Annotated in this window: 21 protein-coding genes; 12 read left to right on the top strand and 9 right to left on the bottom strand. The window is 55.0% G+C overall.

Translation table 11 applies throughout. The features are described from left to right. The first annotated feature begins 108 nt into the window (after window positions 1-108). The 12 genes from ASD8599_RS15285 (at window position 109) to mnhG (ending at window position 12430) form a co-directional block, all read left to right on the top strand. On the top strand, window positions 109-1047 hold the full coding sequence (locus ASD8599_RS15285) for a carbohydrate ABC transporter permease (RefSeq protein ID WP_108830221.1): 939 nt from the start codon (window positions 109-111) through the stop codon (window positions 1045-1047). 11 nt (window positions 1048-1058) lie between these two features. Beyond that, on the top strand, window positions 1059-1895 hold the full coding sequence (locus ASD8599_RS15280; RefSeq protein WP_108829329.1) for a carbohydrate ABC transporter permease: 837 nt from the start codon (window positions 1059-1061) through the stop codon (window positions 1893-1895). Window positions 1896-1904: 9 nt separating this feature from the next. Further along, a complete protein-coding gene (locus tag ASD8599_RS15275) occupies window positions 1905-2798 on the top strand; it encodes a helix-turn-helix domain-containing protein (protein ID WP_108829328.1) in 894 nt (297 codons plus the stop codon). Beyond that, entirely contained in the window at window positions 2795-4216 is a 1422-nt protein-coding gene (locus ASD8599_RS15270; RefSeq protein WP_108829327.1) for a mannitol dehydrogenase family protein, read from the top strand. Before ASD8599_RS15275 ends, ASD8599_RS15270 begins: the two co-directional genes overlap by 4 nt. Further along, complete coding sequence (locus tag ASD8599_RS15265) at window positions 4204-5241, top strand: ABC transporter ATP-binding protein (protein ID WP_108829326.1); 1038 nt, start codon at window positions 4204-4206, stop codon at window positions 5239-5241. The genes ASD8599_RS15270 and ASD8599_RS15265 overlap by 13 nt, the downstream gene beginning before the upstream one ends. Before the next feature lie 46 nt (window positions 5242-5287). Then, window positions 5288-6214 (top strand): carbohydrate kinase family protein, encoded by a 927-nt coding sequence (locus ASD8599_RS15260; RefSeq protein ID WP_108829325.1) that lies wholly within the window; start codon window positions 5288-5290, stop codon window positions 6212-6214. Window positions 6215-6440: 226 nt separating this feature from the next. Next, window positions 6441-9329 carry a monovalent cation/H+ antiporter subunit A gene (locus ASD8599_RS15255; RefSeq protein WP_108830220.1) on the top strand — a complete coding sequence of 963 codons (2889 nt, stop codon included), beginning with the start codon at window positions 6441-6443 and terminating at the stop codon, window positions 9327-9329. A gap of 1 nt (window position 9330) precedes the next feature. Next, window positions 9331-9696 (top strand): Na+/H+ antiporter subunit C, encoded by a 366-nt coding sequence (locus tag ASD8599_RS15250; RefSeq protein ID WP_108829324.1) that lies wholly within the window; start codon window positions 9331-9333, stop codon window positions 9694-9696. After that, window positions 9693-11234, top strand: coding sequence for a monovalent cation/H+ antiporter subunit D (locus ASD8599_RS15245; protein WP_108829323.1), 1542 nt, complete (start codon window positions 9693-9695; stop codon window positions 11232-11234). Before ASD8599_RS15250 ends, ASD8599_RS15245 begins: the two co-directional genes overlap by 4 nt. Before the next feature lies 1 nt (window position 11235). Continuing rightward, window positions 11236-11736 (top strand): Na+/H+ antiporter subunit E, encoded by a 501-nt coding sequence (locus ASD8599_RS15240; protein WP_108829322.1) that lies wholly within the window; start codon window positions 11236-11238, stop codon window positions 11734-11736. Next, on the top strand, window positions 11733-12020 hold the full coding sequence (locus tag ASD8599_RS15235) for a K+/H+ antiporter subunit F (protein WP_108829321.1): 288 nt from the start codon (window positions 11733-11735) through the stop codon (window positions 12018-12020). The genes ASD8599_RS15240 and ASD8599_RS15235 overlap by 4 nt, the downstream gene beginning before the upstream one ends. Then, window positions 12017-12430, top strand: coding sequence for a monovalent cation/H(+) antiporter subunit G (gene mnhG, locus ASD8599_RS15230; RefSeq protein WP_108829320.1), 414 nt, complete (start codon window positions 12017-12019; stop codon window positions 12428-12430). The genes ASD8599_RS15235 and mnhG overlap by 4 nt, the downstream gene beginning before the upstream one ends. A gap of 48 nt (window positions 12431-12478) precedes the next feature. Here the strand turns inward: mnhG and ASD8599_RS15225 are convergent, their stop codons facing one another. The 9 genes from ASD8599_RS15225 to ASD8599_RS15185 form a co-directional block, all read right to left on the bottom strand. Then, complete coding sequence (locus ASD8599_RS15225) at window positions 12479-13384, bottom strand: hypothetical protein (RefSeq protein WP_108829319.1); 906 nt, start codon at window positions 13382-13384, stop codon at window positions 12479-12481. After that, complete coding sequence (locus ASD8599_RS15220) at window positions 13384-14724, bottom strand: putative toxin (RefSeq protein WP_108829318.1); 1341 nt, start codon at window positions 14722-14724, stop codon at window positions 13384-13386. The genes ASD8599_RS15225 and ASD8599_RS15220 overlap by 1 nt, the downstream gene beginning before the upstream one ends. Further along, complete coding sequence (locus ASD8599_RS15215; RefSeq protein WP_108829317.1) at window positions 14721-15785, bottom strand: DUF4123 domain-containing protein; 1065 nt, start codon at window positions 15783-15785, stop codon at window positions 14721-14723. Before ASD8599_RS15215 ends, ASD8599_RS15220 begins: the two co-directional genes overlap by 4 nt. A gap of 156 nt (window positions 15786-15941) precedes the next feature. Further along, window positions 15942-16400 carry an SRPBCC family protein gene (locus ASD8599_RS15210; protein WP_108829316.1) on the bottom strand — a complete coding sequence of 153 codons (459 nt, stop codon included), beginning with the start codon at window positions 16398-16400 and terminating at the stop codon, window positions 15942-15944. Window positions 16401-16403: 3 nt separating this feature from the next. Next, window positions 16404-16946 carry a TetR/AcrR family transcriptional regulator gene (locus tag ASD8599_RS15205; protein ID WP_108829315.1) on the bottom strand — a complete coding sequence of 181 codons (543 nt, stop codon included), beginning with the start codon at window positions 16944-16946 and terminating at the stop codon, window positions 16404-16406. Between the two features lie 115 nt (window positions 16947-17061). Then, the gene (locus tag ASD8599_RS15200; protein WP_108829314.1) at window positions 17062-18024 is read right to left on the bottom strand and encodes an ABC transporter ATP-binding protein; all 963 of its coding nucleotides are present in this window, start codon (window positions 18022-18024) and stop codon (window positions 17062-17064) included. Next, the gene (locus ASD8599_RS15195; protein ID WP_108829313.1) at window positions 18024-18998 is read right to left on the bottom strand and encodes an ABC transporter ATP-binding protein; all 975 of its coding nucleotides are present in this window, start codon (window positions 18996-18998) and stop codon (window positions 18024-18026) included. The genes ASD8599_RS15200 and ASD8599_RS15195 overlap by 1 nt, the downstream gene beginning before the upstream one ends. Further along, window positions 18998-19942 (bottom strand): ABC transporter permease, encoded by a 945-nt coding sequence (locus tag ASD8599_RS15190; protein WP_108829312.1) that lies wholly within the window; start codon window positions 19940-19942, stop codon window positions 18998-19000. The genes ASD8599_RS15195 and ASD8599_RS15190 overlap by 1 nt, the downstream gene beginning before the upstream one ends. Beyond that, complete coding sequence (locus ASD8599_RS15185) at window positions 19942-20922, bottom strand: ABC transporter permease (RefSeq protein ID WP_108829311.1); 981 nt, start codon at window positions 20920-20922, stop codon at window positions 19942-19944. The genes ASD8599_RS15190 and ASD8599_RS15185 overlap by 1 nt, the downstream gene beginning before the upstream one ends. Window positions 20923-20969: the final 47 nt, after the last annotated feature.

Genomic DNA, 20969 nt, shown 5'->3' with positions numbered 1-20969 from the left:
TCGCCCCATACTGTTTTTCAGGTGCGCCAGCGATAATCTGCGTTCTTGAAAAGCTGTATCATGCCATCACCCACCGCATCTTTGTCCAGCAAAGGCTTTGAAACCGTTATGTCCGACAGAACGATTCCCCGTTTGCTTCAAACACCCGCCGTCATCTTGTTGTTGATCTGGATGTTGGTCCCACTCAGCATGACGCTGTATTTTTCATTCATTCGATATGTCTTGAACAGTTTGCGCCGCCCCGAATGGACAAAACCTGCCCTGAGCAACTGGCGTGGCTTTGGCAATTATGAATATGTGCTCAACGCTAAAGATTTTTGGTTCGCGATCCAGAATTCGGTTTTTATCGTAACCAGTATTCTGATCATCACCGTGGTTCTGGGGCTGGCTATTGCGGTTTTGATCAACCGTAATTTCCCCGGGCGCGGCATTGTGCGCGTGCTGCTGATTTCGCCGTTTTTCGTGATGCCGGCAGTGAATGCCGTTTTGTGGATCAACATGATCCTTGATCCGGTGCTTGGCTTGCAGGGGATTGCCGTTGGTGGTTTGAACAATCTGGTTGACGGTCTACGTGATGTTCCGGTGCTTGGGGCGTTCTTTTCGCTTTGGCCCGAGATCGAACCGATTTCATTCCGGGCGACGCAAACGTCGGCTTATGCCGTTATCATGATGGTGGCATGGCAATGGACGCCTTTTGCGATCCTGATTTTCATGACGTCACTGCAATCCGAGGACGAGTCGCAAAAAGAGGCCGCAACACTGGACGGTGCGGGGGCATGGTCGCAATTCATCAACCTGACAGTGCCACATCTGGCGCGCCCCATCGCGATTGTTGTGATGATCCAGTCGATCTTCCACTTGTCGCTTTATGCCGAAATTGAAATTGTCAGTCGCGGCAACGGGAACAAAAACCTTCCGTACCTGATCGGCGAATTTTCATCCAACAACATCGGTGCCGCAAGCGCCACGGGCATCTTCGCCGTCATCCTTGCCAATATCATCGCCATCTTCTTGCTGCGCATGGTTGGCAAAAGCTTGATGGATTAAGGGATAAGAACATGGCAGCTGTTACAGAACGATCCAAATTCGGCAACTTTGCATGGCCTGTGCTGGCATGGGGTGTCGCGCTGATTTTCTTCTTTCCCATCTTCTGGTTGGTGTTCACCAGCTTCAAAACGGATGCGGATGCAGTGAAGCCGGAACACCTGTTTTTCTTCACGCCAACGTTGGAAAACTACACCAATATGACGGAAAACTATGACTATTGGCGCTTTGCGATCAATTCCGTCATCACCTCGACATTTGCCACATTGTTCGCCTTGGTCGTCGGCGTGCCGTCAGCTTATGCGATGGCGTTCAATCCCAGCCGTCACACCAAAGACATCCTGATGTGGATGCTGTCCACCAAGATGCTGCCTGCCGCTGCTGTGCTGTATCCAATGACGTTTCTGACCAAGAATTTCCTTGGGATTTTCGACACCCATTTTCTGGTGATCCTGGTCTTGTGCCTGATCAACTTGCCCATCGCGATCTGGATGTTGTTCACCTACTTCAAGGAGATCCCTAAAGAGATCATCGAGGCGTCCAAGATGGACGGTGTGACCACCTGGGGCGAAATCAAAGACATCTTGATTCCGTTGGCCTGGGGGGGCGTGGCCTCGACGGCGCTTTTGACGTTTATCTTCTGCTGGAACGAAGCCTATTGGACGGTGCGCCTGACCACCATTGACGCGGCCACCCTGTCCAAGCTGATTGAAGGGAACCGCGCACCCGAGGGGCTGTTCTTTGGTCGATTGGCTGCTGTGTCCACAGCCGCCGTTGGTCCGATTGTTGTGCTGGGTTGGTTCTGCCAGAAACAGTTGGTGCAGGGTCTGACCTTCGGGGCCGTCAAGTGAGAGAGTGCGATGTCCATTATCAAACCTGAAATCGAAATGGTGGACCGCAGCACCCGGTCCATTCGCTATCTGCAACATGGGTGGCCTACGGATTTATGCCGCTGGCATGCCCATGAAGAATACGAATTGCACCTGATCGTTGAAACGCGCGGCAAAGCCTTTGTTGGGGATTACATTGGTGATTTCAAAGCCGGTGACTTGTTCATGACAGGGCCGAATTTGCCACACAACTGGATCACGGATCATGTCTGGACCGAGCCTGTGCAAACCCGCGACATGCTTGTGCAATTCAGCCACGAAAGCGTTGAAAAACTGGCCGAGGGCTTTCCCGAGTTTTCTCAGGTTCTGAGACTTTTGCATCTGGCGCAGTCGGGTATTCAGTTTGAAGGATTTAACCCGACTTTTGCGCGCGGGCATATGGAAGCCATTCGCGACAGCAAAGGCGCAGAGCGTATTTTGGCCTTCATCCGCTTTCTTGTGCGTCTGAACGAACACGCAGAGAAAAAGACACTGTCCGTGACGCGTATTGTGCAACCTGAAGGCGGCAGCAAACAAGCACGTATCGCCGACGTCGTGGACTTTGCGACCAAGAACTTCCACGAGACGTTTTCGGTGACGCAAGCTGCCAGTATGGCAGGTATGACCGAAGCCACTTTCAGCCGGAATTTTCAGGCGGCCACGGGCCACAGTTTTGTCGATTTTTTGAACCGTATCCGCATCGGGCAGGCCTGCGGGATGCTCTATGCCTCTGACGACCAGATCATTTCCATCGCCCAGAATGCCGGTTTCAAAAACCTTGCAAACTTCAATCGTCACTTCCTGAAAGTAAAGGGAATGACGCCGTCTGAATACCGTGACACAGCCCGCAAAGATCTTATGCCACAACCCAAGGTGACGTCATGAACAGCGCAACGCTTGCCCCGATTTATGCCACCAAATACGACCGTTCTACCTGTGACGTCGGCATCGTGCATCTTGGCTTCGGTGCGTTCCACCGTGCCCATCAAGCGGTTTATCTGGACGATTACATGGAAGCATCGGGCGATATGCGTTGGGGGATCGCTGCGGTGAATTTGCGCGCCTCTGAAACCGATCAGTTGCGTTTGGCGCAGACGGATTTCGTGGACCACGACGGCTACTTCCTTAAATCCATCTCGGCGGACGGTGACGAAGAAGTCCGACGCGTACGCAGCCACGTGCATTTCGCAGACTGGAGCACAGGCCGGACGGAAGCGGAGGCATTGTTGTCCCGCCCTTCCGTGCATTTGGTCACGATTACTGTCACCGAAAGCGGATATTACACCGATCCCAAGGGGGATTTGAACCTGGCTGACCCCACAATTGAGGCCGAGATCAAGGGTGACGCCGCACAGTCAGTCTACGGATATCTAAGGGCTGCGCTGTCGCAGCGTATGAAGGCAACCTCTGCCCCTTTGACCATCGCATGCTGTGACAATATTCGTCAGAACGGCAAAATGCTGGAACGCAACCTGATCGCCTATCTGCGCGCTTGCACTGAACAGGCTTTGGCGGATTGGGTGACTGCGCATGTGACGTTCCCGTGTTCTATGGTGGACCGGATCACGCCGCGCAGCCCCGTAACCTTGGGCGCGGAACTGTCCGCTTTGGTTGGCAAAGATGTGGTATCGCCGGTCATGGCCGAAGACTTTATCCAATGGGTTTTGCAAGATACCGCCACCGCACCCATGCCCGATCTGGGCTGTGTGGGGGTGACGGTCACGCCTGATGTGGACCCTTTTGAAGAAACCAAAATTCGTGTCTTGAACGGCGGGCACACGGCGCTGACCTACATGGCAGCTCTGGAAGGGGTGGACACATTCGATGCGGCGATGCGCGTGCCGCATTTGAAGGCCCATTTCCAGAACTTCGAGACCCAAGAGGTGCTGCCGGCCCTGACACTGGCGCTGCCCTTTTCCAAAGACGATTACCTTGCAAAAATCGCCCGCCGCTTTGGCAATCAGGCTATTGGTGACACCGTGGCCCGCATTTGCGCTGATGGCATGGCAAAGTTCCCGATTTTCATACGCCCCACCATAGAGGGATGCTTTGCCGCGGGGACCACGCCCAAGTTTGCCATTCGAAGTATTGCAAGCTGGTATGTTTTCGCACGCCACGTGGCCGCCGGTAAAATTCCGTTCGAGTATGTTGAGCCAAGCTGGGTGCAGTTGGAAGCATTGCTTGGCTCGGACGACTTTTTAACCAGCACGCAGCTTTGGGGCGACGTGCCGCGCAAATATCCGCAGTTCATCACGACACTGCGCGAGGAAATTTCTGAAATGGAGGCAACATGGCCGGTCTGACATTACGCGATGTAAAAAAAAGCTACGGCGCCACGCAAGTGATGCACGGCGTCGATCTGGACATAAAAGACGGTGAGTTTGTGGTGTTTGTCGGCCCCTCGGGCTGTGGGAAATCTACCTTGCTGCGCATGATCGCGGGTCTTGAGGAAATCTCTGGCGGGTCTGTGGCCATCGGCGACACGGAAGTGAATGACGTGGCGGCCTCAAAGCGCGGTGTGGCGATGGTGTTCCAGACCTACGCACTTTACCCGCATATGACCGTGTACAAGAACATGGCGTTCGGGCTGAAGCAGGCCAAAACGGCCCCTGCGGAAATTGACCGACGCGTCAAAGCCGCCGCCGAGATTTTGCAGATCACCGATTACCTTGAACGCAGTCCGCGCAACCTGTCGGGGGGGCAACGTCAAAGGGTCGCCATTGGCCGCGCGATTGTGCGTGACCCAGAGGTCTTTTTGTTTGACGAACCCCTGTCCAATCTGGATGCAGCCCTGCGCGTGCAAACCCGGCTGGAAATTGCACGCCTGCATGAGCGCCTGAAGACAACGATGATCTATGTCACCCACGATCAGGTCGAAGCCATGACATTGGCCGACAAAATTGTTGTGCTGCGGGATGGTCGTATCGAACAGGTGGGCAGCCCCATTGATCTTTATGAACGGCCTGCGAATGCCTTTGTGGCGCAGTTTATCGGCAGCCCGAAAATGAACTTCTTTGGGACAGGCGATTTGACGTCTGGTGCGGGTGCCGTATTGGGCAACGATCTTTCACCCAACGTGCAAGTGGGCCTGCGCCCCGAAAATCTGACCCCGGCAGACGGTGCCGATGCTGTCGTGGAGGGCACGTTGGAGCTGGTTGAAAATCTGGGCGAATATGCCTTGGTTCATTTGCGCACCGCGACCGGTGTCGAGTTTATCGCCAAAACCGAAAAACCGCCGCAGGCAGACAAAGGCGCTATGCTGGGATTTGCGATCAAACCTGAGTTGGCCCACTTCTTTGACAAAGCCACTGATTTACGTTTGACGTGACACGCAAAGATCACGCGAGAACCGCAGATAAACAAGAGGCACGAAAATGATATTGTGTTGCGGTGAGGCGTTGATCGACATGGTGCCTGTGCAATCGGAAAGTGGGCAAGCGTTTTTGCCTTTGCCGGGTGGGGCCATTTTCAATACGGCCATCGCACTTGGTCGGCTGGATGTGCCAACGCAGTTCTTTTCAGGCGTGTCGCAAGATTTGTTTGGCGCCCAGCTTGCCGGTGCGTTGGAGGGGGCGGGCGTCGGCACAGATACGTTGGTGCGCAGCGATTGCCCAACCACTTTGGCTTTTGTGGCGTTGCAAGATGGGCAAGCGCACTACACATTTTATGATGAAAATTCGGCCGGGCGTATGTTGGGGGCGGATGATGCACCTGATATTGGTCCGGACATCTCGGCGTTGTATTTTGGCGGCATAAGCCTTTGCGCGGACCCTGCCGCATCGGTGTATGCTGATTTGGCTTTGCGTGCTGCAGGCCATGCCATTGTCATGATTGATCCCAACATTCGGCCCGGCTTTATTCAGGACGAACCGGCTTACCGGCAACGTTTGAACGACATGATGGCGGTGGCGGACATCGTTAAAGTGTCTGATGAAGATTTGGACTGGATCATTGAAGGTGATGCGGATCATGCCACGAAAGCGCAGCACCTGCAGGCTTTGGGTGCGGGCGTTGTCATTGTGACAAAGGGAGGTGATGGTGCGTGCGCGTATTTGCGTGGGGGGAACTGTGTGTCTGTATCGGTGCCCAGCGTGGTTGTTGTGGACACTGTCGGGGCTGGCGATACGTTCAACGCGGGTTTTCTGGCGCATCTTCACGACTGCGGAGTTCTGGATAAAACGGCTTTGAAAACCATTGCTGCCGCGACAGTTGAACATGCATTGGGCTTTGCTGCCAAAGTTGCGGCGGTCACTGTAACGCGGCAAGGGGCAAACCCGCCTTACCGGTCAGAGATTTCGTAAAAGACATAGGTGCCCGCAGCTGCCAGACGGTCTGAGCTTGCGCATTATCGTCATGCCTACGTGACCTATGTTGTCGTGTCGCATCCGAATTGCACTGGTTGGCCATCCAAAAAGATGGTTTTATAAAGTCCTAATCGAATAGTTCTGCGATTCCGGTTGTTTGTGCCCCTTAGCACACCATATCTCGCGTTAGAATGAACTAGAAATAGCATTATTGGGCCCGGTCTTGTCACTTTTCTTTATCGTCGCATTGCCCTTTCTGGGCGCACTTGTTCCGGGTTTGATGAACCGCGCCGGCCGCGCTGCCTGTGCTGGTGTCACATTTACGGTCACGTTAACGGCATTCATCGGTTTGCTGACGAACCTGCCGCAGGTGCTGCGCGGAGACGTCGTGATGGCGCGGGTCGACTGGATGCCGCAGCTTGGGTTGAACATGACCTTGATGCTGGACGGGCTTGGATTTTTCTTTGCGCTGCTCATCCTTGGCATCGGGCTTTTGATTATCGCTTATGCGCGGCATTACCTAAGCCGCGATGACAATATGGGCCAGTTTTTCACCTATCTGCTGCTGTTTCAGGGCGCGATGGTGGGGATTGTCCTAAGCGATAACATACTGCTTTTGTTGGTGTTCTGGGAGCTGACATCGCTGTCTTCTTTCTTGTTGATCGGATATTGGAAACATTTGCCCGAGGGCCGTCAGGGCGCGCGTATGGCGTTGACCGTGACGGGAATGGGCGGTCTTGCCATGATCGGTGGTATGCTGATCCTTGGACAAATCGCGGGCAGCTACGATTTAAGCGTGATCTTGCAAAACCGCGAACTTATCCAAGCAGATCCGATGTATTTGCCAGCGCTCATTTTGATCCTCCTGGGGTGCTTCACCAAATCGGCACAGTTCCCGTTCCACTTCTGGTTGCCGCATGCCATGGCTGCGCCCACGCCAGTGTCTGCTTATTTGCACTCGGCCACGATGGTGAAAGCAGGTATCTTTTTGATGGCGCGCATGTGGCCAGTGCTGTCGGGCACGCCTGAATGGTTTGTGATTGTCACAACAGCGGGTCTGATCACGATGGTTCTGGGCGCGGTAATTGCCTTGTTCAAACATGACCTGAAGGCGTTGTTGGCGTTCTCAACCGTCAGCCACCTTGGGCTTATCACGATGCTTTTGGGAACAGGTACAGCCTTTGGGGCGATGGCGGCTGTTTTTCACATCCTGAACCACGCGACCTTCAAAGCGGCGTTGTTCATGTCGGCAGGCATTGTGGACCACGAAACACACACACGCGACATTCGTCGCTTGGGTGGACTGGGCAAGCTGATGCCGGTGACGTTTGCCATCGTGACGCTTGCGGCTTTGTCGATGGCGGGTATTCCGTTCCTGAACGGCTTTTTGTCCAAAGAAATGATGCTTGAGGAAGCCAACCACACGGTGTTGTTCAACACGCCTTGGTTGGTGCCTGCGGTTGCGACATTTGGGTCTCTCTTTTCCGCCGCCTACTGTTTCCGTTTGATCGGACACACGTTTTTGGGACCGGTGCGCGACGATTACCCGTCAAACCCGCATGACCCGAATACGGGCCTGTGGATGCCGCCAGCCATTCTGGTGGTGCTTGTGGTGGCGATTGGTGTGGCGCCTTTCCTGGCGGAACCATTTGTCAAAACAGTCACGGCGTCTTTGTTGGGCGATGCTGCAGATGTGCCAAAGAACTACTTCAAGATTTGGCATGGTCTGGTGCCGGCGCTTTACATGTCGATTATTGCCGTTGTTGGCGGTCTGGTGCTGATGGTTGTCTACAACCCCCTGCAAAAGCTGTGGGATGTGGCGCCGCGCCCTGAAGCGAAAACAATTTTTGAAGCTCTGGTTGAAGCCGTAGCACGGAGTGCGAAAACGGTCATCCATTCTTCACACAACGGCGCGTTTACCCGTTATGCCACGATCGCAACGGTTGCTATCGTTTTGGCCGGATACTACGCATGGACAACAGGTACAGTAGGGCCCGCGACACGCGACATTCAGGCAGCCGGGCCAGTTCCGTTGGCAGGTTGGGCGATGTTGGTTGCAGCCACTGTGGGGTTGGTCTTGCTGCACCGCAACCGCTTTTTGGCGCTGATCCTGATCGGAATTGTGGGGCTGATGGTGTCGGTGGGCTTCGTCTATCTCAGTGCCCCTGACCTTGCGATGACGCAGTTTACTGTCGAAGTTGTCACGATCATTCTGCTGTTGTTGGCGCTGAATTTCTTGCCCAACAAAACGCCAGTGGAAAGTACGGTTTTGCGCCGGTTGCGCGATGGTGGCGTGGCTGTTTTGGGGGGGCTTGCCACGTTTGCGTTGGCCTATCACTACATGCTGCGCGATCCGGTGGCTGCATCTATTTCCGAATTTCACCTTGCCAATTCCTATAAAGGGGGCGGTGGCACCAATGTGGTCAACGTGATCCTTGTCGATTTCCGTGGCTTTGACACATACGGCGAAATCATCGTTTTGGGCATCGCGGCGCTGCTGATCTATGCGCTGACGGAAACGTTGCTCAGCGGGCCTGTGCGTGCGCGGCTGTTGAACCGTGTGCCAGACCAGCCGCGCGCGGGCGATATGCATCCTATGATGATGGTGGTGCTGACACGTGTGATCATGCCTGTGGTGCTGATGGTCGGGTTTTACATCTTCTTGCGCGGACACAATGAACCGGGCGGCGGCTTTATCGCCGGCTTGATTGTGTCGATTGGTGTGGTGATGCAGTACATGGCCAGCGGCTTTAACTGGGCAACAGCGCGATTGAAGTACCCCTATCACGGGGTAATCGGCGCAGGCGTTCTGGTGGCGGGATTCACTGGCATCGGATCGTGGTTTGTGGCCAAGCCTTTCTTGACATCCGATTTCACCTACGTGCGCATCCCGCCTTTCTATAAGTTTGAACTGGCCACGGCGGCTTTGTTCGATGTGGGTGTCTTTCTGGCAGTGGTCGGGGCCGTGATGTTGTCACTTGAGAGTTTCTCGAGGTTGGCCCGCCGCGCAGGTGCGCAAGACAGCGAGCATCCGATGGATATTGACCCGTCGCGCGATGATTCAGACGATGCACACAATGCACCAACTGCACCCGTGAAGGAGGGCAACTGATATGGAGCTTCTTGTTGCCTCTGCCATTGGCGTTATGACGACTGCAGGAATTTATCTGGTGCTGCGGTTGCGCACCTTCCCTGTCATTTTGGGTATCTCGCTTTTGACCTATGCAGTGAATGTGTTTCTCTTTTCCTCAGGACGTCTGACCATCGGTGCCCCCCCTGTCTTGCAAGACGGTGCGGCACTTTACGCAGACCCGTTGCCGCAAGCTTTGGTACTGACAGCGATTGTGATCTCCTTTGGCATGACGGCGGTTGTGGTGATGATCGGGTTGGGGGCGTTTTTGGGGTCTGACGATGATCACATAGATGACCAGCCGGAACCCGACGCATCACAGCCTGCGGACGCGGAGGGTCGGCCATGACACATTGGATCATCGCCCCCATCGTCTTGCCTGCACTGCTTGCGCCTTTCATCGTTTTGGCGGCGCGCTATCACATCGTTATTCAACGGGTGTTTTCTGTGGTGGGCGTTGCAGCCCTGATCGCTCTGTCGGCCGGACTGGCGTGGCAAGTGTCTGACGGGTCGGTCATTTCCTACCGCTTGGGGGATTGGGCGGCACCGTTCGGGATTGTTGTCGTGGGTGACAGATTGTCGACCATGATGGTTTTGCTGACGTCTGTTTTGGCGCTGTTTGTGCTGCTTTATGCCATCGGGTCCGGTTGGGACGATCGTGGCAGGCACTTCCATGCATTGTTCCAATTCCAGTTGATGGGCATTATCGGTGCCTTTCTTACGGGCGATTTGTTCAACTTGTTCGTCTTCTTTGAGGTGCTGCTGATCGCATCTTACGGGTTGATGATCCACGCGGGCGGCAACGCAAGGCTCCGTGCAGGGGTGCAATATGTGCTGTTCAACCTGATTGGATCGACGTTGTTTCTGTTCGCGCTGGGTGCGATCTATGCTGAAACAGGCACTCTGAACATGGCGGATTTGGCACAGCGCGTTCAGCTTGTTGATGCCTCAGAAACCGTGGGCATCCGTGTGGCCGCAGTGCTGTTGATTTTGGTCTTCGCGATCAAAGCTGCGCTAGTGCCGCTGCATTTTTGGTTGCCATCAAGCTATGCAGAAGCACCTGCACCTGTGGCGGCCCTGTTCGCGATCATGACCAAAGTGGGGGCCTATGCGATCATCCGCGTCTACACGATGATCTTCCCGCCGGACCTTGAGGTCACGGCAGGCTTGCACGCTGATTGGCTTTTGCCTGCGGCACTTGTGTCTTTGGCCATCGGCATGACAGGCGTGTTGGCCGCGCGCAAACTGGACCGATTGGTTGCATTCAGCGTTGTGGGGTCCATGGGCATGGTGATGGTGGCGATTTCGCTGTTCACACCGGATGCTATCGGGGCCGCGCTGTATTACATGGTGCATTCGACACTTGCGGGCGCTGCATTGTTCCTGATTTCCGATCTTGTGCGCACGGGCCGTGGCAATGTCGATCTGACGACGCAGCCCCCAATGGCGGGCAACGCTTTGACAGCCGCCATGTTCTTTGTGGGCGCCATTGCGATGGCGGGCCTGCCACCATTGTCCGGCTTTCTGGGCAAGCTGTTGGTTTTGGATGCGTCCTACAACAGCGACGGTATGGTGTGGATTTGGGTCGTTGTGCTGTCATCCAGCCTGATCAGCATCCTCGGGTTTGCCCGCGCAGGCAGTGTCGTCTTCTGGAAAGCGCATAGTGTGGCATCTGAAGACCCGAACCCGGAGGCCGCCAAACCCGCAGCGCTGTCTTACGTGGCTGTTGGCGGCATTTTTGCGATGCTCGTATTACATACGATCTTCGCGGGGCAGGTGCACGGATATACAACGCGCATTGCCACTCAGCTGTTTGCCCCGGATGCCTATGTGTCGACCGTACTTGATACGCCTGGCAAACTTAGCACCCCCAAGAAGGAGCACTGATATGGCTCGTGCTTTTCGTTGGCTTCTGCCCCATCCGTTTCTGACGCTGGTACTGGCTGTCGTGTGGACGTTGCTGCAAAACGAGGTCAGTGCAGGGATGGTCGTGTTCGGGATCATTCTGGGCATCATAATCCCGCGGATGACGTCCATCTGGTGGCCCGATACGCCAAGCGGTTTTCGTTTGGGCAAGATGACCACCTACAGTGTCATGGTGATCTGGGACATCATTGTCGCCAACATTGAAGTGGCATGGATTGTGTTGTCCGTTCCCAACGCCAAGCTGAAACCGGCGTGGATTGTGGTGCCATTAGAGCTAAAACAACCCGAAGCGATCACTGTGCTGGCCGGCACAATCACTTTGACACCGGGCACGGTGTCGGCGGATTTGTCCAATGAAGGGCACAGCTTGTTGGTGCATGTGCTGCACACAGATGATCCGGATGCGGTGCGCGACGACATCAAAACGCGATATGAAAAGCGTCTGTTGGAGATATTTGTATGACCTCTGCTGCGGAATTTTTGGACATTGCCCTGCTGATCACTTTTGTGGCGCTGGTTTTGGGGCAAGTGTTTTCTATGGTGCGTTTGTTGATTGGCCCCACATCGGGGGATCGTATTCTGGCGCTGGATACAATGGTGATCAACGCCCTTGGTCTAGTCATTGTCTTGGGAATGTATCAAGGGGTGAAAGTCTACTTTGAGGTGGCGCTTCTGATCGCTATGCTGGGGTTTGTTTCGACAGTTGCATTGGCGCGCTTTGTTTTGCGGGGGGACATCATCGAATGACTTTCGAAATTATTGCGACATACGCTGCTGCTGTTTCTTTGTTGATCGGGTCCGGTTTTGTCACCGTGGGGGTGATCGGGTTGCTGAAATTCAACGAACCCATGACGCGCCTGCACGCGCCCACAAAGGTGGGGACCATCGGGATCGGCATGTTGTTGCTGGCGTCTATGCTGGTCAATGCCTCAGCCGGAAGCGCGTCGATCCACGAGCTTCTGATCATGGCATTCTTGTTTGTGACTGCTCCGGTATCTGCGCATTTCATTGCCAAAGTCAGCATACATCGGCGCGATTGTGATACGCCGCCACCGCCAAAGGCGGATGAAACGTGGTCGACGCTGGCGTCACCGGATCACGACATGATGGAAGCTTTGGCAGAAGGTCACGACACGCCGTCTGCCGCGAAGTCATAATCCAAAACCTGGAAAATCCCGTCGTTTGGCTGACATAACATGCCGCCGCTATGCCTTGATCCCTTTGGTTGCAGACTGCGGGTAAAGGTCAATCAAAGCCGCACGAAAAGCCGTTGCCAGCGCGTCGCCTTGACCGCTGTCCTTGATTTGAACGGGGTCCGCAAAGCGGGATCGCAAAGGGGCTATGTCGAAAAACACGTCGGGCCGGTCAAGTTTCAGCTGCATGTCGTAGCTTTCACGCCAAGACAGCGGGTCGTTTCGCGTTTGGAATGTCCACAGCCGCGCCCCATTGGCCGCTGTGGTTTCTTGCGTAGATACGCAAACGCGCGAAATCTCGTCAGGGCTGATGTCGAACTTTTCAAACAAGGGTTCGCCCATCGCGATCCGCCACGTCAAGCCTGGCAAAAGATCCAATTTCCCCGGTCCCAAAGCAGACATATCTTCACTGGCGTCATACAGGTACTCGCCCGTGCGTGCGTGGTAGACGGGGAAATGCACAGGTAATTTGAACCGGTTCACGTATTCGGAATCTGCCTGCCCGTGTGACGGGCTTTGCGCGTGAGATGTGTACCCGCAATAGCTGTAGGTGAAGGCGTCAGCATCTGGAATGGCTTGCCCCCATGCGGCGTCCATCGCCTTGACTTGCGCGTCAAAGTCACGCGCACTGGGCCGCAGCAACATCCACGATCCAAAGCCCGCGGCAGGTGCGCGATAATCCAGCGTGTACTTCTTCATCTTCAAAGACAAAGATGAAGGGTCCTGTCGGGTCCAGTTCAGCCACGCCGCATCATCAAACTCCTTGAACGCTTCCATCTCACGCGGGTTTTCCGAAACGCCGTATTTTGTGACCGTAAAATCTTTGGGCAAGGTCGCACAAAAGGCGGCAACCTGTGTTGCATCGTTCAATGCGCCGTTTTCGGATTGCATATACAACGTCATCTTTGGCGTCGCCATTATTGATCTCCTAGCCCCAGATACGGCACTCTGATTACGCGCAATTCGCCCCGGTCAACTTTGCCTTGCATGGTGCCCGTCAGCGACGTGGAGGGGCCGATGTAAATTTCATGTTGCCGGTTGTTGTCTTTGGCATAATTGGACTGGGCCTGTAGTTGACGGGTGTTGGCCAGAATACGCACATCCTTGACGTCTACAACCTTTCCGTCCGGCATTGCATCGGGATAGGTGTGTACGCGGTTTCCGGCGTCATCGCGGCTGGTGACGCGCCTTCGGTTTTTCGTCAGGCCAAATTCGTCCAATGTACGCGCTTCATTCCTGTTGCCGCGTGCAAACCTGTCCAGCACAAATTGAGGCAAACGGGCCCGTGTTCTTGGCGGGCGCTCTGTACCCACGCGCGCCATGGGCCGTGGTTGCGCGTTTGATGCCCCGACCGAAGTCTGCGGCCGTGTGGATGGCCGGTTTAACGGGCCACGCACCCGCCCATTCAGCACACTGCCGTTGATCGGTCCGTTTTGCGCCAGAATAATGTTTTCGCCGTGATCCGCTTCGGAGGGCGGCATTTCATCTTCGAATTCCCACAGCAAGAGGGTGGTCATCGGCACAGGTGGTTCTGTGGTTTCCAGATTGGCACGTTGTACGATGTTTGGGACTGTGGACATGCCTGCCAGCGTCAGGCCCATGCCTTCGGTCAGCTGCTTGATCAACACCCGCAATGTGGACCCGGACCGGTCGATAATCTCAAACCCTGCGGGGGCATTTGCTGTTGGGCTGAGAGTTTGAGTGTACCGTAAAAAGCCGTCAGGCCCGACAAACAGATAGGTCGCAGCACCGGATTCTGCGTGATAAGATAGCTTTTCGCGCAAAAACTGGCGCAAGTTCATCGTGTAATGCGTGTCAGAGAACCATTCATCGTGGTCCAGATGCTCAAGATCTTGTTCCAATTCGGCGTATTGCCAAGCATCCGGATCAACGCCTTGCAGAAAGGCCAGGGCGTTCCATTCATCCTGATCGCGGCACGGCACTGTGATCCCGTCCGACGGGATTCCGACATCGGTTTGAAGTGCGCCGATGATGGCATAAAGTTCGTCACGGTTGCCCAAATCCGTGGCTGTGCGGGCGCGTGTGCGCAGACGGGCGGCATAGGCGTCATCGGATTCGTCCAACTGACGCTCAAACGGCAATTCTGACACATGTACGCGCGGACACCGCCCTGTCGGGCAATCTATTTCCTCATACCGCCCGCCTCCTAAGGATCGGAAACGGCGTGGTTCGGGTTCTGCAGCCGGGGCAGGGGCTGTCGATGAAAAGTCCAGCTCGTCGTCTTCTGGGATACTCATGTCAGTGCTCCCGCTTCAAGTTTGCTGCGCAAGGCCAGAACTTTTTTCGATGGGGTGTTGAGGTGCGGTTTCTTGAGAATGTCCAGCACGTCCGCTCGGCCCCAAAACCCGGCACCCTTGTCCATAGTGATCGCAATATAGTCGCGGATGTCACGATCCAGCGTCAGTCCCGCGTCATGCGCTTGTCCAATGATACGATCAATTTCTGCGTGCCACAGGTGTCGTGACGAAAATTTTGCGCGGATGTGTGGCCACAGTTCCGTTGATTGTTCCGCTACATCCGTCACAAACCGGTACCGCACGCCACCTTTCAGCAAGACCAGATCATCTTGCGTCAAAACGAACGGGGGCAACGGATCATTCACGGCTTCATCAAAATGCTCGGATGCGGTGATCTGTGTACATGCGGTGCCGCCGGAATGTTCAATGACCATGGACAGCTTTTCTTGCGTGCCGGTGATTTCGAAAAACCGGTGACTGCGATCCGCCCATCGCCTTATCCCGCTGAAATACGGCAGCGCCACACGCGGATCCCAGAAACGGAACAGGGACCATCCGTCACTGTCTGACTGGCGCACACGCGTAAAGCGCCGCAAGTGCCGCCAAACTGCATGCATTGGGGCAGGGGTGATCAAAATGATGCCTGTCCCTTTGCCCCAATGCTCAGAAAAGAATTGCTGACAAAAATTGGTACCATCGGAGTTTTTCGCATCCGGAGTGATGTCCACCAGATAGGGCGCGCTTTCTTTCCACTTGTCTTCGGCCTCACCGGTAAACAGGCACCGCACGTCTGCATCGGTCACGTCCAGATCAAACAAGCCGACCAAATTGGTGCGCAGAGTTGCATCCACACAAAGATAGATGCGCATATCTGGCGCATCTTTTGTGGGAAAAACGATGGACCCCAGAAGGGGAGATATCCAGTCGCCGCCCGGTTCGACGACGGGTAAATCGTGGTGCGTAACGTTTAGAAAGTCCTTCGGCGCAGTATTTTGACGCGGCTCTGTACCAGTCCGAAAAGACGGTACATTTGTCCAAGGATCGATTGGTTCACCGCTCATTGTTACCCACACTACCTTACCGCAAACTCCCCCATAAGGTGCAGTGAAATCACCAAAAACCTCAAGGGAAAAATGTTTGAATAGCGTGGGTTAAGCGGAATTGTGCCTTGTTTGCATTGCGCCGAGTTTTGTTTGGGCGCTTGCGCGCACCGCCGCTTAGGCGGGACTGTCTGACCAACCACCCCGCGCAAGCATGCGTAGACGGGGTTTGTGACGGGCGCGGTAAACGATCCCGGCCCACCAGGCAAAAAAGAACGTAAGTGCTCCGGCGTCTATTTCGACGCTGTCGATCAGCCGACTGCCTGTTGGGGTGTCGATCACACTTAAATGATGCCTCCAGCTTTTGATGCCGGCGCCTTTTTCGTCTGATTGGAATGTCATGGCGGTGTGATCGCAGGTCTCTACGGTCATTGAATAATCTTGCCATGGCATGATGCCAAACAATGACACACGCACGTCCAGCGTTTGACCTTCGCTTATTGTTCCAGAAGGTAGCCCATCAAACACGATCAGTTTCCCCATCGCCTCTTTATAGGAATCTATGTCTGTTGCGATGTCCCATACCGGACGCGCGGGTGCCGGATAATCATGTGTCAAAGTCACTGTGCGGGGCATGATCTAAGTCTCCACTTGGGTTGTTAAAATACGGGTGAAATCGGCAGCACAGGCTTCGGGATCGTCGACATCTACCGTTGACAATGCGTGCCCTACATAGGCCCACATCATCATTTGGGCACGGCTTTGCGCGATAGCGGGTGGCAGGCCAATGGTTTGTAGCAAGGCCTGAGCATATGACTGCCGGATCCCGTCCACGTCGGCCAACGTCTGAAACACCAGCGGATCGACGCCAGCCCAGATGCGTATGCCACGTTCAAGTGGGCGCGACATGGTAAAGACCCGCACCATCAGCGCTTTGATCTGGTCTTTGGCATCAGGCAGTTGGCTAAGTTGCGCAATGACTTGTTCATTGATCTGGACCCGCCATGCAGCGATCAATGCGGCATGGAAGCTTTTGATGTCATCAAAATGCCAGTAAAAGCTGCCTCTTGAGACACCAAGCGCCTTCACCATGCGGTCAGCTTTTAGTCCAGTGTGGCCTTCGCTGCGCAGGACATCAAATCCGTGTATCAGCCAATCTTGTTTGCTTAGCCGTTGTGCCATTTCGCCCATCAAGTAACATACAGTTATGTATGGTTTAGGGCGTGTGGAAACCAAACACAACTGTATGGTTGCAATTTACCCGCAAACAATTCTGGTGGAGGTTGTGATGCTGTGGCTACTCGGCCAAATGGCAGGCCACACGGGTCGCGTTTATGGTGCGCATTTTTGGGCGTTCTGCTTTACACACATCAGTCGCCAACGGACAGCGTGGGTGAAAGGCACACCCGGTTGGCGGATTGATCGGATCGGGAATTTCGCCTTCAGGCAAAGTGGCTTCCCGGCCGAACCCATCCATCCGAGGGGCCGCTTCCAGCAGCATTTTAGTGTAGGGGTGTTTGGTATTGGCAAACAGGTCTTCCGGGCTTGCCTCCTCGACCAAGCGCCCCAGATACAACACGCCGATGCGGTCCGCCATATGTTGCACAACCGTCAAATCGTGGCTGATCAGCACATATGTCAGCCCGAAGTTGTCTTTAAGATCGCTCATCAGGTTTAGAACCTGCGCTTGCACCGACACGTCCAAAGCCGATGTCGGTTCGTCGCAAACGATCAGCTTGGGTTCTGAAGACAATGCACGTGCGATACAAATCCGTTGGCGTTGCCCGCCGGAAAACTCATGGGGGAACTTGCCTGCGTCCAGTGCAGAAAGCCCGACCTGTTCCAACAGCTTTTCGGCCAATCCGGTCGCGTCGCCACCGCGCGCAACAACAGGTTCTACAATAATGTCACGTACCCGCCAGCGTGGGTTGAGCGAGGCGAAAGGATCCTGAAAAATCATCTGGATGTCAGAGCGGATGGCATCCACTTTATCCGCATCTTGTTCGGTGGCCAGATTGACCCCGTTGATCTCGACCTCGCCAGATGTGGGTGTCAGCAACCCAACCAACATGCGCCCGATTGTGGATTTGCCTGATCCGCTTTCACCAACCAAAGCATAGGTGCTGCGTGGTGCCACTTCGAAATCAACTTCTGACACGGCGGTCAGCAGTGCCTTTGGACGACGTTCCAAAACGCGATTCAACCAGGGCTTTGACACGTCGAAAACGCGGCTTAGGGATGTGACGGAAATAAGTGACATTACGATACCTTTTCCGCAGTCATCGGGAACCAGCACGCGGCGGCCCCGTCCGCGATCTGCGGGCTTGGGGCCTTGCGGCATTTGTCTTGCGCATAGGCGCATCTTGGATTGAAAGGACATCCTTCGGGCACTTTATTCAGTCGTGGCATGGCACCTTCGATCTGATGCAGACGCGCTTTGCCTTGGGACGCCAAAGGCGTAGAGGCCATCAATCCGAATGTATAGGGGTGGCGGGGTGCGTTCAGCACATCGCGCACATCGCCCAACTCGGCCAGGCGACCTGCGTACATTACCGCCACGCGGTCAGCCGCCTCTGCGATCACGCCCATATCATGTGTGATCAACATCACAGCCGTGCCGCGTTCACGGCAAAGCCGCTTCAACAGCGCAATGATCTGCGCCTGCACCGATACGTCCAGTGCCGTTGTCGGTTCATCCGCGATAATCAATGAAGGTTCCGCACAAAGCGCCAAAGCGATCACAACGCGTTGCCGCATCCCGCCACTGAATTCATGTGGATAGCTGTCGATGCGTTCCGCGGCCCCCGGAATGCCGACTTCCTCCAGAGCGGCAATCGCACGGGTTCGGGCATCGCTGCGGGTGATGTCGAGATGGGTCAACATGGTTTCGGTCAACTGGTCGCCGATGCTGAGCAGCGGATTTAGGGACGTCAGCGGGTCCTGAAACACCATGCCGATTTGCTTGCCGCGCAATCGGCGCATGTCTTCGCCTTTCAGCGTGTCGATGCGTGTGCCGTTTAACCAGATTTCGCCTGCTGCAATATGGGCTGGTGGTGTCAGCAGGCCGATGACGGCGTTGCCTGCCATGGATTTTCCAGCACCGCTTTCCCCCACAACGCCCAGAATTTCGCCTGCGCGAATGTCGTAGCTGACACCATCCACGGGTTTGACCGTTCCCGAACGGCTGGGGATTTCCACGGATAGACCACGAATAGAAAGAACAGCATCAGACATCAACGCAACCTCGGGTTCAGCGCATCGCGCAGCCAGTCGCCCAGCAAATTGACGCTAAGGGCAAGGGTCAAAAGGGTGACGGCAGGGAACAGCAAAATCCACCATTCTCCGGAAAACAGGAAGCCTTGCCCGATGCGGATCAAGGTGCCCAAAGACGGTTGTGTCGCGGGGGCGCCGACCCCCAGAAAGCTCAAAGTTGCCTCGGCGATGATGGCCAAGGCCAATGATATCGTGGCAATCACCAACACTGGCGACAACACGTTGGGCAGAATATGCCGCAGCATGATGGCATATGGCGTGCGCCCGATCAGGCGGGCCGCTTCCACGTATTCCTTGCGTTTTTCCACCATAGTAGCCCCGCGCACGACCCGTGCAAATTGCACCCAATCACTTAGGCCGATGGCAAGGATAAGCACCCAGATAGCCATTTGGTCACGGTATTCAACAGGGGTGATCCCCTTTGCGACCCCAAAGATAAGCATGGCCACCAAAATGGAGGGAAACGTCAATTGCACGTCTGCGGTGCGCATGATGATCGTTTCGGTCCAACCGCCAACATACCCTGAAATCAACCCCAAGGTGATGCCCAGGACCATCGCAAGCAGCACGGCGGCGACGCCCACAAACAACGACACACGCATACCGTACAGGATGGTGGAAAATACATCGCGGCCCTGATCGTCGGTGCCCAACAGGAAGCTTTCGCCAGTGAAGGCATTTGGCGCCATCGGACCGGTAAAACCGTTCATCAGGTTCAAAGACGCTGGATCAAAAGGGTTTGTCGGCGCGATCAACGGTGCAAAAACAGCTGCAAGCACAAGGGTCGCAAACACGACCGTGGATACCACCGCAACGGGCGACTTGCGAAACATATAGAAGACGTCGCTGTCGAGAAACACGCGCAACCGCGATTGTTCTGAAGCTTTTACCGGTAATTCAGCCATCAGTGCCCTCCCGCGCGATCGACACGCAAACGCGGATCAATGAAGAAATATAAAATGTCCACGATCAGGTTGATGCCCACGAACATCACCGAAATCAGCATCAGATATGCCGCCATCACAGGAATATCGACAAACTGCACGGCGTTGATAAACAACAGTCCGACACCGGGCCACTGGAACACGGTCTCTGTGATGATGGCAAAGGCAATAATTGCCCCCACTTGCAAACCGATGACCGTAATGACCGGCACCATCGTGTTTTTCAAAGCATGGCGGAAGTTGATCACGCGGTCGCGCAGGCCGCGGGCACGCGCAAAGCGAATATAATCTTGGCGCAGCACTTCCAGCATTTCAGATCGCACCAGCCGCATGATCAGGGTCATCTGATACAGCCCAAGTGTGATCGAAGGCAAAACAAGGGCTTTTAACCCAGTAGCCGTTAGCAATCCAGTTGACCAATTGCCGATTTGCACCGTTTCGCCACGCCCGAAACTGGGCAGCCACCCAAGTTCGACCGAAAATATGTAAATCAGCAAAATGCCGATCAGAAAGGTTGGCAAGGACACCCCGATAAGCGATGCAGACATGATGGCATTGGCCAGAACCCCATTGCGCCTGATCGCTGTAAACACGCCAAAGGCGATCCCAAAGGCAATGGCCAGAATGCCGGACACCGCCGCCAATTCCAGTGTTGCGGGTGCGCGTTCCAGCAAGATCTCGGCCACCGGACGCCCCTGACGGTAACTAACACCGAAATTGCCCTGTGCCGCTTCGGTCAGAAATTTGTAGTATTGCACCGGAAACGCCTGATCGAGGCCCAACTGTTCACGCAGCCGTTCAATGTCTGCCGTCGTGCGTTCTTGCCCCAGCATATTGTCGATAGGATCACCGACAAAGCGAAACATCGAAAATGCTGTCAGTCCGACAATCAGCAGCACAAGAATAGATTGCAGAACGCGCCGGATAATAAAGGCAAGCATGGTGGCAATTTCCCCGATGGGTGGCAGGCAGCGTGACAAGGTGGGTC

Source organism: Ascidiaceihabitans donghaensis, from assembly GCF_900302465.1.
GTDB lineage: Bacteria > Pseudomonadota > Alphaproteobacteria > Rhodobacterales > Rhodobacteraceae > Ascidiaceihabitans > Ascidiaceihabitans donghaensis.
The sequence above is the reverse complement of the archived record's forward strand: the minus strand, read 5'-3'. Positions and strand labels throughout refer to the sequence as shown.